General features: G+C 71.7%; 11 protein-coding genes. 9 read left to right on the top strand and 2 right to left on the bottom strand.

The window, feature by feature from the left end:
- Positions 1-69: 69 nt before the first annotated feature.
- Entirely contained in the window at positions 70-936 is an 867-nt protein-coding gene (recO, locus tag DEJ34_RS06650) for a DNA repair protein RecO (RefSeq protein ID WP_181420538.1), read from the top strand.
- Positions 933-1,733, top strand: coding sequence for an isoprenyl transferase (locus tag DEJ34_RS06655; RefSeq protein ID WP_110825322.1), 801 nt, complete (start codon positions 933-935; stop codon positions 1,731-1,733). The genes recO and DEJ34_RS06655 overlap by 4 nt, the downstream gene beginning before the upstream one ends.
- 40 nt (positions 1,734-1,773) lie before the next feature.
- Here DEJ34_RS06655 and DEJ34_RS06660 read toward each other — a convergent pair whose 3' ends face one another.
- Positions 1,774-2,715, bottom strand: coding sequence for a LysR family transcriptional regulator (locus DEJ34_RS06660; RefSeq protein WP_110899971.1), 942 nt, complete (start codon positions 2,713-2,715; stop codon positions 1,774-1,776).
- A 71-nt stretch (positions 2,716-2,786) separates the two neighbouring features.
- Here DEJ34_RS06660 and DEJ34_RS06665 point away from each other — a divergent pair, with 71 nt between their 5' ends.
- The 3 genes from DEJ34_RS06665 (at position 2,787) to DEJ34_RS06675 (ending at position 6,243) form a co-directional block, all read left to right on the top strand.
- Positions 2,787-3,875 carry an aminotransferase class V-fold PLP-dependent enzyme gene (locus DEJ34_RS06665; RefSeq protein WP_110899972.1) on the top strand — a complete coding sequence of 363 codons (1,089 nt, stop codon included), beginning with the start codon at positions 2,787-2,789 and terminating at the stop codon, positions 3,873-3,875.
- A 98-nt stretch (positions 3,876-3,973) separates the two neighbouring features.
- Positions 3,974-5,359: a glycine--tRNA ligase gene (locus DEJ34_RS06670; RefSeq protein ID WP_110899973.1), complete on the top strand. Its 1,386-nt coding sequence runs from the start codon at positions 3,974-3,976 to the stop codon at positions 5,357-5,359.
- A gap of 164 nt (positions 5,360-5,523) precedes the next feature.
- The gene (locus DEJ34_RS06675) at positions 5,524-6,243 is read left to right on the top strand and encodes a DsbA family oxidoreductase (RefSeq protein WP_110910926.1); all 720 of its coding nucleotides are present in this window, start codon (positions 5,524-5,526) and stop codon (positions 6,241-6,243) included.
- A gap of 235 nt (positions 6,244-6,478) precedes the next feature.
- On the opposite strand, the gene DEJ34_RS06680 is transcribed toward DEJ34_RS06675, so the two are convergent.
- Complete coding sequence (locus tag DEJ34_RS06680) at positions 6,479-6,967, bottom strand: aminoacyl-tRNA deacylase (protein ID WP_110910924.1); 489 nt, start codon at positions 6,965-6,967, stop codon at positions 6,479-6,481.
- Positions 6,968-7,014: 47 nt separating this feature from the next.
- Between DEJ34_RS06680 and dusB the strand changes: the two genes are divergently transcribed.
- The 4 genes from dusB to DEJ34_RS06700 all read left to right on the top strand — a co-directional run bounded on the left by dusB (position 7,015) and on the right by DEJ34_RS06700 (position 13,415).
- Positions 7,015-8,166, top strand: a complete 1,152-nt coding sequence (gene dusB / locus DEJ34_RS06685) for a tRNA dihydrouridine synthase DusB (protein WP_110899976.1) — start codon at positions 7,015-7,017, stop codon at positions 8,164-8,166.
- Complete coding sequence (locus DEJ34_RS06690; RefSeq protein ID WP_110910923.1) at positions 8,163-9,443, top strand: deoxyguanosinetriphosphate triphosphohydrolase; 1,281 nt, start codon at positions 8,163-8,165, stop codon at positions 9,441-9,443. Before dusB ends, DEJ34_RS06690 begins: the two co-directional genes overlap by 4 nt.
- Before the next feature lie 114 nt (positions 9,444-9,557).
- Positions 9,558-11,492, top strand: a complete 1,935-nt coding sequence (gene dnaG, locus DEJ34_RS06695) for a DNA primase (RefSeq protein WP_110910922.1) — start codon at positions 9,558-9,560, stop codon at positions 11,490-11,492.
- A gap of 303 nt (positions 11,493-11,795) precedes the next feature.
- Entirely contained in the window at positions 11,796-13,415 is a 1,620-nt protein-coding gene (locus DEJ34_RS06700) for an ABC transporter substrate-binding protein (protein ID WP_110910921.1), read from the top strand.
- The last annotated feature ends 61 nt before the right edge of the window (positions 13,416-13,476 follow it).

A 13,476-nucleotide genomic window follows, 5' to 3' on the forward strand; every position in this document is an offset into this window, starting at 1 on the left:
CGCGGCGCGTCGTGCGACCGCGGCGACCAGCGGGCAGGTCGTGTCGGTCGGGCGGGGGATACTGGGGTCATGCCGCTGTACCGGGACGAGTGCGTCGTGTTGCGCACCCACAAGCTCGGTGAGGCCGACCGCATCGTCACCATGCTGAGCCGGCAGCACGGCAAGATCCGGGCCGTCGCGAAGGGCGTCCGGCGCACCGCGTCGAAGTTCGGCTCGCGGCTCGAACCGTTCATGGTCGTCGACGCCCAGTTCTACGAGGGCCGGTCGCTCGACATCGTCACGCAGGCCGAGTCCCTGGGCGCGTACGGGGCCCGCATCGTCGCCGACTACGGCGCGTACACGGCGGCGAGTGCGATGGTCGAGACCGCCGACCGACTGAGCGAGGCGGACGCCGGGCTCCAGCAGTACCTGCTGCTCGTCGGTGCCCTGCGGTCGCTGTCGCGCGGGGAACACCAGCCGAGCGCGACCCTCGACTCGTACCTGCTCCGCGCGATGAGCATCGCGGGGTGGGCGCCGTCGTTCAGCGACTGTGCCGTCACCGGGGAGCCCGGGCCGCACTCGGCGTTCGTCGTGCAGCTCGGCGGGGTCGTGGCGGACTCGGCCGCGCCTCCCGGCACACCGCGCCTGGACCCCGCGACGCTCGACGTCCTCGGGTCGCTGCTCGCCGGTGACTGGGGGACCGTCGACGCGACGGACGAGCGGACGAGATCCCGGGCCTCCGGCGTGGTCGCGGCGTACGCGCAGTGGCACCTGGAACGATCGCTCCGGTCGTTGCCGCACGTCGACCGCACCGAGCACCCGTCGCCCCTGGCCCCGCACCCGGGCGGGGTGCCGGCGGCGGTGGCAGCGGTGCCGGCGCCGCCGGTGCCGACGCCCTACCCGGCGGACCCCGGCGCCGTACCCGCACCGCCCGAACCCGAAGGAACCCGCGCATGAGCCCTCGCCGTCCCGCTGCCGAGCCGGAGTCCTTCCTGCCGGTCGACTGGACGGGCGAGCAGCCGCCCGCCATCCCGGGGCGCTTCGTCCCCGAGCACGTTGCGATCGTCATGGACGGCAACGGTCGGTGGGCGAACCAGCGCGGACTCACCCGCATCGAGGGACACAAGGCCGGCGAGGCCTCGCTGCTCGACGTGGTGGCCGGCGCGATCCAGATCGGCGTCACGCACGTGTCGGCGTACGCGTTCTCGACCGAGAACTGGAAGCGCTCACCGGAGGAGGTCCGGTTCCTCATGGGCTTCAACCGGGACGTCATCCGCCGTCGGCGCGACCAGCTGCACGAGTGGGGCGTGCGCGTCCGGTGGGCGGGTCGCACGCCGAGGCTGTGGCGGAGCGTCATCGACGAGCTGCAGACCGCCGAGGAGCTGACCGCGGGCAACGACGTCCTCACGCTCACGATGTGCGTCAACTACGGCGGACGCAACGAGATCGCCGACGCCGTGCGCTCGATCGCGGACGACGTCGCCGCCGGACGCCTCAAGCCGAGCCAGGTGACCGAGAAGACCCTGGCGAAGCGGCTGTACGTCCCCGAGCTGCCCGACGTGGACCTCTTCCTCCGGAGCTCGGGGGAGCAGCGGACGAGCAACTTCCTGCTCTGGCAGTCGGCCTACGCCGAGATGGTGTTCCTCGACCGGCTGTGGCCCGACTTCCGTCGCTCCGACCTGTGGGGCGCGATCGAGGAGTACGCCCGCCGCGACCGTCGGTACGGCGGCGCGGTGGACACCCCGACGGCCTAGGCCGCCCGCGCAGCCGAGGCCGGTGCGTGTGACCGCCCGGTCAGGCGAGGAGGTGTGCCGCCGACCGCGCGGCGTCGAGGGCGGCGCGGACGCTCGGCACGCGCTCGGCGCCGCGGGCGACGACGACCTCGACGCGTCGGGCCAGGTCGTCGTCGACGGGGTCGATCGCGACACCGGCGGGGATGACCGTCGTCGCGAGCGCCAGCCGGGGGAGCAGCGCCACTCCGAGCCCGGCGGCGACGAGCCCCACCACCGCGGCCGCGTTGTCGGTCTCGAGGACGATGTCCGGCGTGAACCCCGCCGTCGCGCACGAGGCGAGCAGGTGGCCACGGCAGCGCGGGCAGCCGCCGATCCACCGGTCGTCCCGATGGGCCGCGAGGTCGACGACGGCGGCGCCGGCGACGCGGGCGGTGTCCGGGCCTCCCGGCCGACCCGCGTCGACCGGCGTCACCAGCGCGAGCGGGTCGCGTCCGAGCGCCCGGGTGACGAGCCCGGGGTCGGGGACGGCGCCGACCTCGTCCCCGACGTAGGTGAACGTGAGGGCGACGTCGACCTCGCCACTGCGGACCAGGTCGAGCGCCTCGGGCGGCTCGACCTCGACGTACGAGGTCCGTACGCCCGGCGCCGTCACCGCCAGCCGCGCGAGCACCGTGGGCACGAGGCCCGAGGAGGCGCTCGGGAACCCGGCCAGCCGGACGCGACCGCGGGTGAGGCCGCCGACGGCGTCCAGGTCCTCGCGCGCGGCGGTCAGCGCTGCCTGCACGTGCAGGGCGTGGTCGGCGAGCACCTGCCCGGCGTGCGTGAGCGTGGCACCGCGGCCGCCACGGAGGACGAGCGCGTGCCCGAGCCGCTGCTCCGCGCGGGTCAGCAGCTGGCTGACGGCGGGTTGGCTCGAGCCCAGGGAGGTCGCCGCACGCGTGATCGAACCGTGGTCCGCGACGGCGCGGAGGACCCGGAGCAGCTGCGGATCGATCTCGTCCATTACGTCATGTTACCGGTGGCACAAGCAGGATGCTCTGGCGTGATGGGTCGGTCGGGAGGACCCTGTCGGACATGGACTCGTTCCCCGACGGCCGCGGCTACCTCGCGGCGTGCACCGCAGGCCTCCCGACGCTCGGCACCCTCACCGCCCAGCGCGCCGACCTCGACGCGTGGTCGCGCGCCGAGACCTCCCCGGCCCGCTACGGCGCCCTCGTGGAGGAGGGGCGCGCCCTGTTCGCGTCCCTCGTCGGCGTCCCGGCGGCGCAGGTCGCGACCGGCTCCCAGACGTCCGTGATGGCTGCCGTCGTCGCCGACGCCCTGCCCGACGGTGCCGAGGTCGTCGTCCCCGACGGTGACTTCAGCTCGGTCGTGTTCCCCTTCCTGGCGCAGGCCCACCGCGGCGTCCGCGTGCGCAGCGTCCCGCTCGACCGACTCGCGGCGTCCGTCGGACCGGACACCGCGCTCGTCGTCTGGTCCGCCGTGCAGTCCGCGAGCGGCGTCGTTACCGACCCGGACCCGGTCGTCGCCGTGGCCCGGCGGGTTGGTGCGCTCACGCTCTGCGACCTGACGCAGGCGGCCGGGGTGCTGCCCGTCTCCGCCGCGCCCTTCGACGTGACGCTCACGCACGCCTACAAGTGGTTGTGCGCCCCGCGCGGCGTCGCGTTCATGACGCTCTCGGACGAGGCACTCGGTCGGCTGCGCCCCGTGCAGGCCGGGTGGTACGCGGGCGAGGACGTGTGGTCGTCCTGCTACGGCCCCGCCATGCGCCTGGCCGACGACGCACGCCGGTTCGACGTCTCCCCGGCCTGGCAGGCGTGGCCCGGCGCGGTGGCGGCGCTCCGGCACGCCGTGGCCCTCGACCAGCGCTCGACCTGGAGGCACGCCACCGGTCTCGCGGACCGGCTCTGCGACGCGCTCGGGTCGCCGCGGCAGGGGCGCGGTGTCGGTGCTGCGGCCGGCGGCGGTGTCGAGGGGCAGGCGATCGTCACGTTCCCGGACGCCGACGGGACGGCACTCCGGGCGGTGACCGCTGCGGGGCTCACCGCCTCGGGTCGGGCCGGCCGCCTCCGCATCGCGTTCCACCACTGGAACGACGAGGACGACGTGTCCGCCGTGGTCGCGGCGCTGGCAGGGGAGGAGCCGGCCACGTCGGAACCGTGACGAGCCGAGGAGGAGCCTGGGCGGGCCTCCCGGGCCGCTAGCATTGCCGGGTCCGCCCGCACACCGAGCACCCAGCTCGGCGAACACAGGAGCTCTCCGTGGCACAGCCCTCCCGTCTCGACAGCGTCATCGCCCTGGCCAAGCGCCGTGGCTTCGTCTTCCAGTCGGGGGAGATCTACGGCGGATCCCGCTCCGCGTGGGACTACGGGCCCCTCGGCGTGGAGCTCAAGGAGAACATCAAGCGCCAGTGGTGGCAGCGGTTCGTCCGCGGCCGCGGTGACATGGTCGGCCTCGACTCCGCCGTCATCCTGCCCCGCAAGGTGTGGGAGGCCTCCGGGCACGTCGCGACGTTCACCGACCCGCTCGTCGAGTGCCTGCACTGCCACCACCGCTTCCGCGAGGACCACCTGCTCGAGGCGTTCGAGGCGAAGAAGGGCCGCGCCCCCGAGGGCGGCATGGCCGAGGTCGCGTGCCCGAACTGCGGCACCCGCGGCGAGTGGACCGAGCCCCGCGAGTTCTCCGGCATGCTCAAGACGTACCTCGGCCCGGTCGAGTCCGAGGAGGGCCTGAACTTCCTCCGTCCCGAGACCGCGCAGGGCATCTTCGTCGACTTCGCGCAGGTCGTCACGACCAGCCGCATGAAGCCCCCGTTCGGCATCGGCCAGGTCGGCAAGGCGTTCCGCAACGAGATCACGCCGGGCAACTTCATCTTCCGCACCCGCGAGTTCGAGCAGATGGAGATCGAGTACTTCGTGCCGCCGGCCTCGGCCGAGGAGCACTACGAGCAGTGGATCGCGGACGCCGTCGCGTTCTACACCGACCTCGGCATCGACCCGGAGAACCTCCGCCGCTTCGACGTGCCGGACGGTGAGCGGGCGCACTACTCCGACGCCACCGCCGACATCGAGTACCGCTTCGGGTTCGCCGGCACCGAGTGGGGCGAGCTCATGGGCGTCGCGAACCGCACCGACTTCGACCTGAAGAACCACATCGAGGCGTCGGGCCAGGACCTCCGCTACTTCGACCAGGCCGCGAACGAGAAGTACGTCCCGTACGTCATCGAGCCGTCATTCGGCCTGACCCGTGCGCTCATGGCGTTCCTGCTCGACTCGTACTCCGAGGACGAGGCCCCGAACGCGAAGGGCGGCGTCGACAAGCGCACGGTCCTGCGCCTCGACCCGCGCCTGGCACCCGTCAAGGCAGCGGTGCTCCCGCTGTCCCGCAACGAGCAGCTCTCGCCGGTCGCCCGCGGCCTTGCGGACGACCTCCGCAAGAACTGGAACGTCGACTTCGACGACGCCGGTGCGATCGGCCGCCGCTACCGCCGCCATGACGAGATCGGCACGCCGTTCTGCATCACGGTCGACTTCGACACGCTCGAGGACAAGGCCGTGACGGTGCGCGAGCGCGACACGATGGGCCAGGAGCGCGTCGGCCTCGACCGCCTGCAGGGGTACCTGGCGGAGCGGCTGCTCGGCGCGTAGCACGCGGCCGGTCGGCCGTGCCGTCGGCCGGCGCCGATCGGACTCGCACGACCAAGACCGCCTCGAACCACGGGATCCGTCGGTTCGGGGCGGTCCTGGTCGTGCGGTGCCGAACAACGCCGGCGGGGCGGGAATGGGGAACGCCGGCGCGCGTTGGGGTGAGCATGAGCGACACTGTGAAGGTCGATGTCTGGTCGGACATCGCCTGCCCCTGGTGCTACATCGGCAAGCGCAAGTTCGAGGCGGGCCTCTCCGCGTTCGGCGGCCCGGTCGAGGTCGAGTACCACTCCTTCGAACTGAGCCCGGACACCCCCGTCGACTTCGAGGGCACCGAGGCCGAGTTCCTCTCGCAGCACAAGGGCCTGCCGGTGCAGCAGGCGCAGCAGATGATCGACCAGGTCGCCGGCATCGCCGCCCAGGTCGACCTGCACTACGACTACGACGCCCTGCGGCACACGAACACCGTCAAGGCGCACCAGGTCATCCACGTGGCCAAGCAGCACGGCAAGCAGCTCGAGATGGTCGAGCGGCTCTTCACCGCCTACTTCGAGCGTGGCGAACACGTCGGGCAGGACGAGTCGCTGGCCGACCTGGCCGCCGAGGTCGGACTCGACCGTGACGAGGTGCTCGCCACCCTCCGCGACGACGCCCAGCTCGCCGCGGTCCGTGCCGACCAGTCGCAGGCCCAGGCGTACGGCATCAACGGTGTCCCGTTCTTCGTCATCGACGGCAAGTACGGCGTCTCGGGTGCCCAGGACCCGGCGGCGTTCGAGCAGGTCCTCCGCCAGGTGGTCGCCCTCCGGGAGTCGACCCCCGCCGAGGTGGCCGAGGCCGCCCAGCGCGCCGAGGACGACGCGGCAGCGGACGCCGAGGTGACCCGATGACGGGCGCGACGGGCCCGCTGGGTGCCGGGTCGGGCCTCCCGGCCGGCCTGGGCCCACGCGAGCCGGTACCGACGCGTCGCGAAGCGGCGGGGCGGCCGAGCTCGTGGGGAGAAGGACGACCCGCCCTCCTGACGTTCGTCACGGCCGGCGGCGCCCCCGTCTGCGAGGGCGACTCGTGCTTCGTGCCGGGCGCCGAGGGGGACTGGTCCGAGGTCCCGGACTGACGCGGGCTCCGTCAGGGGCGGGCGGGCTCCTCGTCGGTGATGTCCGCGATCGTCGCGCCGTAGGCGGCGACCAGTGCGTCGCCGTCGACGAACGCGCTCGCGCCCTGGCGACCCGCTCCCAGTGCGATCCGTCGGCCGAGCACCCGCTCGTCGGCGTACACCGGCAGGTCGCCGGTCGCGCCGATCGGGGTGATGGTGCCGCGCTCGTAGCCGCTGGCCTCGAGGGCCGTGGCCGCGTCGGGCATCGACAGCTTGTTCACGCCGACGACGGTGCGGAGCTTCTTCCAGGCGATGCTCCGGCCGCCGGGGACGAGGGCGAGCAGGAAGCCGCCGTCGTGCCGCTTCACCACGAGGGTCTTCACGATGTCGCCGGGGTCGATGCCGAGCAGGGCGGCGGCGCCCTCGAGCGAATCGGCCGCGGGACGCTCGACGACCCGGACGTCGAGGCCCCGGGCGGCAGCGTCGGCGTCGAAGCGGGAGACGGCATCGGGATCGGTCATGTGGAGAACGCTACCGGCGGCAGCCGACGTGGGAGAATGGGCGAGGTATGACGATCACACAAGCAGCAGCACCCCTGCGCATCGGCCCGATCCAGGTCGATGCGCCCGTCGTGCTCGCCCCGATGGCCGGCATCACGAACATGGCGTACCGCCGCCTCTGCCGCGAGTACGGCGCCGGGCTGTACGTGTGCGAGATGATCACCTCCCGTGCCCTGGTGGAGCGGACGCCCGAATCGATGCGGCTGATCCGGCACCACGAGTCCGAGACCCCGCGGTCGATCCAGCTGTACGGCGTCGAACCGAACACCGTCGCCGAGGCCGCCACGATCCTGGTCGGCGAGGACCGCGCGGACCACATCGACCTCAACTTCGGGTGCCCGGTGCCGAAGGTCACGCGCAAGGGCGGCGGTGCGGCCCTGCCGTGGAAGCTCGACCTGTTCCGGGACCTCGTGACGAAGACCGTCGCGGCCGCGGGCGACGTGCCGGTCACCGTGAAGATGCGCAAGGGCATCGACGGCGACCACCTCACCTACCTCGACGCGGCGAAGATCGCGCGGGACGCCGGTGTCGCGAGCGTCGCCCTGCACGCTCGTACCGCCAACGAGCACTACTCGGGCCAGGCCGATTGGTCGGCGATCGCGACCCTCAAGGAGACGATCACCGACATCCCGGTGCTCGGCAACGGGGACATCTGGTCCGCGGCCGACGCCCTCCGGATGGTCGACGAGACCGGTTGCGACGGCGTCGTCGTCGGACGCGGCTGCCTCGGCCGACCGTGGCTGTTCGGCGACCTCGCCGCGGCGTTCCGGGGCGAGGACCTCCGCGCGGCACCGAGCCTCGGTGACGTCGCGGTCGCCTTCCGTCGGCACGCCGAGCTGCTCGTCGAGTTCTTCGAGTCCGAGGAGCACGGCTGCCGGGACATCCGGAAGCACGTGGCGTGGTACTTCAAGGGGTACCCGATCGGCGGAGAGGTCCGTTCCGGTCTCGCGATGGCGTCGAGCCTGCAGGAGATCGACGACCTGCTCGGCAAGCTCGACTGGAGCGCCCCCTACCCGGGCGCCGACGTCGAGGGTCCGCGGGGCCGTGCCGGCCACGCCAAGCGCACCGCACTGCCCGACCGGTGGCTCGAGAGCCGTGACGTGGACGCGGAGTTCCGCAAGGTCCTCGCCGCCGCCGAGATGCACCACAGCGGCGGATGAGCGCCACCTCGTCGTACGGTCCGGCCGACGCCGACCGGTGGTTCCCCGAGCAGCACAGCAGCCGGCGGAGCGACTTCGCGCGTGACCGCGCCCGCCTGCTGCACTCCAGCGCGCTGCGCCGCCTCGCCGCGAAGACGCAGGTCCTCAGCCCGACCACCGGGCTCGACTTCGCCCGGAACCGCCTGACGCACTCGCTCGAGGTGGCGCAGGTCGGGCGCGAGCTCGCCGACAGCCTGGGCCTCGACCCGGACGTCGTCGACACGGCGTGCCTCGCGCACGACATCGGGCATCCGCCGTTCGGCCACAACGGCGAGACCGCGGTCAACGCCTGGGCCGCCGGCATCGGCGGGTTCGAGGGCAACGCGCAGACGCTGCGGTTGCTCACGCGGCTCGAGCCGAAGGTCTACGGCGACGACGGCCGGGCCTACGGGCTCAACCTGACCCGGGCCTCCCTCGACGCCAGCTGCAAGTACCCCTGGCCGGCGTCGCAGGGCGTCGGCGAGGCGTCGTCGGGACGGACCAAGTTCGGCTTCTACGACGACGACCACGAGGCCTTCGCCTGGCTCCGCGCCGGCGCACCGCGACGACAGCGGTGCATCGAGGCCCAGGTGATGGACCTGTCCGACGACATCGCGTACTCGGTGCACGACTTCGAGGACGCCGTCGTCGCGGGCTTCATCGACGTCGCTGCGCTCGGCGACCGCGTCGGTGAGAACGACATCGTCACCGCCATGCACGCCTGGGTCGGCGACGACCTGAGCCGCGACGAACTGCTCGAGGCGTTCGACCGCCTGCGCGGGATGTCGCTGTGGATGACGTCGTACGACGGCTCGCGGCAGGACCAGGCACGCCTGAAGAACCTGACGAGTCAGCTCATCGGCCGCTTCGCCCGGACCGCGACCACGGCGACGCGGGAGTCCTACGCCTCCGGCTCGCTCGTCCGGTTCGCCGCGAGCGTCGTCACGCCGCCGGAGATCATCGGCGAGATCGCGGTGCTCAAGGGAATCGTCGCGGCCTTCGTGATGACGCACGGCGACCGGCAGCCCGTGTACGAGGACCAGCGGCGCGTGTTGACCGAACTGCTCGACGCGATCGCCGCGCGCGAGGACTCCGCACTCGAGCCCGGGTTCGCCGCCGACTGGCGGGCCGCCGGCGACGACGCCGGACGGCTCCGGGCCGTTGTGGACCAGGTGGCGAGCCTCACCGACCAGGGGGCGCTCGCCTGGCACAAGCGGCTGGTGGTCGGGGAGCGCGAGACGGTCTTCATCGCCGTCTGACCGGAGCGGGTCTGTTGCCCGTGACCGGAGCGGGTCCGTTGCCCGCACGGACCGGTGTCCCGACGCGGGTGCACACGGTCCGCCGGCGTCGGCCCGCCGAACTAGAATCGTCGGGTGGCAGGCCTGATCGCGCGGAACGACATCGACGAGGTCCGCGCGCGCGTGAACATCGCCGACGTGGTGGGCGACTACGTCACGCTGAAGTCGGCGGGCGTCGGGTCGCTGAAGGGCCTCTGCCCCTTCCACGACGAGCGGACACCCTCGTTCCACGTCCGCCCCCAGGTCGGTCGCTACCACTGCTTCGGGTGCGGTGAGGACGGCGACGTCTTCAGCTTCCTGATGTCGCAGGACCACACGACGTTCCAGGAAGCCGTCGAGCGGATGGCCGCCAAGATCGGTTTCACACTCCACTACGAGGAGGGCGACGGGCCGCGGACCGACTACAACGCGCGCGCCCGGCTCATCGCCGCGAACGAGGCCGCGCAGGCGTTCTTCACCGCGCAGCTCACCACGGCCGCGGCCGAGCCGGCCCGCCGGTTCCTGGGCGAGCGCGGCTTCGACCCGGCGGCGGCGCAGCACTTCGGCGTCGGCTTCGCACCGAAGTCGTTCGACGCACTCAAGGACCACCTGCGCGGCCTCCGGTTCAGCATCGACGAGATCGTCGCCGCCGGACTGGTCAGCCAGGGTGACCGGTCCCCGTACGACCGGTTCCGCGGACGCCTGATGTGGCCGATCCGGGACGTCACCGGGGCCACCATCGGCTTCGGCGCACGACGGCTGCTCGAGGACGACAAGGGGCCGAAGTACCTCAACACGCCGGAGACGCCGATCTACCACAAGAGCCAGGTGCTCTACGGGATCGACCTCGCCCGCAAGGAGATCGCGAAGGGCAAGCAGGTCGTCATCGTCGAGGGCTACACGGACGTCATGGCGTGCCACCTCGCCGGGATCACGACCGCGGTGGCCACGTGCGGGACGTCGTTCGGGGTCGACCACATCAAGGTCCTCCGACCGATGCTCGGCGACTCCGCCGCACAGCACGTCTCCCAGCTCGGGCAGATCGTCTTCACGTTCGACCCGGACGAGGCCGGGCAGCGCGCCGCCTCCCGTGCCTTCACCGAGGAGCAGCGGTTCGCGTCACAGACCTACGTCGCGGTCGCGCCGGGCGGGCTCGACCCCTGCGACCTGCGCCTGGCCCGCGGCGACGACGCCGTCCGCCGGCTCGTCGAGAACCGTCGACCGATGTTCGAGTTCATGATCCGCCGTCGGCTGGACGGCCACGACCTCGACACGGTGGAGGGGCGCGTCGCGGGACTCCGTGAATCGGCGCCGGTCATCTCCGAGATCCGTGACCGCGCGCTGGCCGACGGGTACATCCGGAACACCGCCGGCTGGCTCGGCATGGACATCGACGACGTCCGTCGCGCCGTCTCTGCGGCGCGGCGACGCCCGGCCGACAGCGGCGCGGAGACCCGGTCGCCAGGCCCGTCCGGCGCCGGTCACACCGGCTCGGGGAACGGCCACCCCGGTCAGGGCGACGGACCGAGCGTGCCCGAGGAGCCGCAGGCGAGCCTCCGGTCCCTGCCGGACGACCCGATCGCGCGGATGGAGCGCGACGCGGTGATGGCGATGGTGCAGCAGCCGCAGTCCGTCGGTGTGCCGCTGCTCGGCCTGGCGGCGTCCGCCACGTTCTCGGCACGGATGCTCTCGGTCGTCCGCGACGCTGTCGTCGCCAACATCGATGCCGTGGGGGACCGGTCCTGGCTCGACAAGCTGCTCGCGGACGTGCCGGCGCCGTTCCGCTCGCTCGTGCAGGAACTCGCCCTGGCGCCGATCCCGGCGCGCTCCGACGAGGACCTGGCGATCTACTGCCGCGGCATCGTGGTGGCCCTGGTCGAGCGCGACCTGCTCGCCCGCAAGGCGTCGCTGCTCGGACAGCTGCAGCGCACCGACCCGTCCGACCAGGAGCGTCGGGCGGATGTGCAGCGGCAACTCGTCGACCTCGACGCCCAGCGGATGCGCCTCCGCGCGGACACCCCGGGAGCCTGAGGCCGGGCCCTCCCGACGGGTCGTCGCGGTCCGTCGCCAGGTCCTGACTCCCGCGGAGTACTGCGGAATTGCCGGACGCAACAAGGCGTCCCGAGCGCAACGAAGATGCGCGCCGCGCCGGGCACACCGACTCCGATGCTGCCCCCGGAGCTGCGATCGTGCGTTACAGCGGTGTAAACAATCCGTTCCCGGAGCGCTCCGTTGTCTGGCAGGGTGTGACCATTGAACGTCCCTGCGACCGGTCACAGCCCGTTCCACCTCGGTCCCAGGACTCCTGCAACCACACCAGAGAGGCAATCGGACATGGCATCCGTTCCCACATGGGGCAAGCGCACCCTCGCGCTGGGGGCCGGCGCGGCAGTGACCGCGCTCGTGCTCACCGGCTGCGCAGGCGGCACCAGCGGCGGCACCGGCGACCTGGACGGCCTGATCATCGGCACGACCGACAAGATCACGTCGCTCGACCCGGCCGGCTCGTACGACAACGGCTCGTTCGCCGTGCAGAACCAGGTCTTCCCGTTCCTCATGAACACCCCGACGGGCAGCCCAGACGTCGAGCCGGACATCGCCACGAAGGCCGAGTTCACCGACCCGACCACGTACGAGGTGACCCTGAAGAAGGGCCTCCAGTTCGCGAACGGCAACGACCTCACCTCGAGCGACGTCAAGTTCTCGTTCGAGCGTGACCTGAAGATCAAGAACGACAACGGCCCGTGGTCGCTGCTCGCGAACCTCAAGAGCATCGAGACCCCGGACGACACCACGGTCGTGTTCCACCTCGACCACGCCGACCAGACCTGGCCCCAGGTGCTCTCGAGCCCCGCCGGTCCGATCGTCGACGAGGACGTCTTCTCGGCGACCGAGCTCACCAGCGCCGAGGACATCGTCGAGGGCAAGGCCTTCGCCGGCCAGTACACGATCACCTCCTACAAGGAGAACGACCTCATCGCCTACAAGGCGAACCCGAAGTACGACGGTGTCCTCGACAAGGCGAAGACCAAGGACGTCACCGCCCAGTACTTCACCAAGGAGACCGACCTCAAGCTCGCCGTCCAGCAGGGCGACGTCGACGTGGCGTACCGCTCCCTGACCCCGACCGACATCTCGTCGCTCCGCAAGGACGACGCGCTGCAGGTCATCGACGGCCCCGGCGGCGAGATCCGCTACGTGGTCTTCAACTTCAAGACCCAGCCCTTCGGGACCGGCCAGGACGACGCCGACGAGGCGAAGGCCCTCGCCGTGCGTCAGGCCGTGGCGGACGTCGTCGACCGTGACGAGCTCGCCAAGGAGGTCTACAACGACACCTACACGCCGGTCTACTCGATGGTGCCGGACGGCCTGACGGGTGCCGCGACGCCGTTCAAGTCGCTCTACGGCGACGGCAACGGTGCCCCGGACGTCGACAAGGCGAAGAAGACCCTCGCCGACGCGGGCGTCTCCGGCAAGATCGAGCTCGACATCCAGTACTCGCCGGACCACTACGGCTCGGCTTCGGACGACGAGTACGCGACGCTCAAGACGCAGCTCGAGGACTCGGGTCTGTTCACCGTCAACATCCAGTCGACGGTCTACACGACCTACGCCGTCGAGCGCACGAAGGACGCCTACCCGCTGTACCAGCTCGGCTGGTTCCCGGACTTCTCCGACGCCGACAACTACCTGTCGCCGTTCTTCACGAAGGACAACTTCGTGCAGAACCACTACGACGACCCGACCATCCAGGGTCTGATCGCCGACGAGCAGGAGGAGTCGGACGCGGACAAGCGTGCCGCGATCATCGAGAAGGCCCAGCAGCGTGAGGCCGAGCAGATCTCGACCCTCCCGCTCCTGCAGGGCAAGTCGGTCGCCGTGGCCGGCAAGGACGTCAAGGGCGTCACGCTCGACGCGTCGTTCAAGTTCCGCTACGGGACCATCACCAAGTAACCAGACGGACGACCGGGGGTGCTCCCACGAGGGGCACCCCCGGTCGCGTCATGCGAAAGGC

The organism is Curtobacterium sp. MCPF17_050, assembly GCF_003224435.2.
GTDB lineage: Bacteria > Actinomycetota > Actinomycetes > Actinomycetales > Microbacteriaceae > Curtobacterium.

What these genes read in the sequence shown, in the direction of transcription:
- DEJ34_RS06665 (WP_110899972.1), top strand. Translation starts at nt 2,787, where the DNA reads ATGGACTCGTTCCCCGACGGCCGCGGCTACCTCGCGGCGTGCACCGCA.
- DEJ34_RS06655 (WP_110825322.1), top strand. Translation starts at nt 933, where the DNA reads ATGAGCCCTCGCCGTCCCGCTGCCGAGCCGGAGTCCTTCCTGCCGGTC.
- dusB (WP_110899976.1), top strand. Translation starts at nt 7,015, where the DNA reads ATGACGATCACACAAGCAGCAGCACCCCTGCGCATCGGCCCGATCCAG.
- DEJ34_RS06680 (WP_110910924.1), bottom strand. Translation starts at nt 6,967, where the DNA reads ATGACCGATCCCGATGCCGTCTCCCGCTTCGACGCCGACGCTGCCGCC.
- DEJ34_RS06700 (WP_110910921.1), top strand. Translation starts at nt 11,796, where the DNA reads ATGGCATCCGTTCCCACATGGGGCAAGCGCACCCTCGCGCTGGGGGCC.
- recO (WP_181420538.1), top strand. Translation starts at nt 70, where the DNA reads ATGCCGCTGTACCGGGACGAGTGCGTCGTGTTGCGCACCCACAAGCTC.
- DEJ34_RS06675 (WP_110910926.1), top strand. Translation starts at nt 5,524, where the DNA reads ATGAGCGACACTGTGAAGGTCGATGTCTGGTCGGACATCGCCTGCCCC.
- DEJ34_RS06690 (WP_110910923.1), top strand. Translation starts at nt 8,163, where the DNA reads ATGAGCGCCACCTCGTCGTACGGTCCGGCCGACGCCGACCGGTGGTTC.
- DEJ34_RS06660 (WP_110899971.1), bottom strand. Translation starts at nt 2,715, where the DNA reads ATGGACGAGATCGATCCGCAGCTGCTCCGGGTCCTCCGCGCCGTCGCG.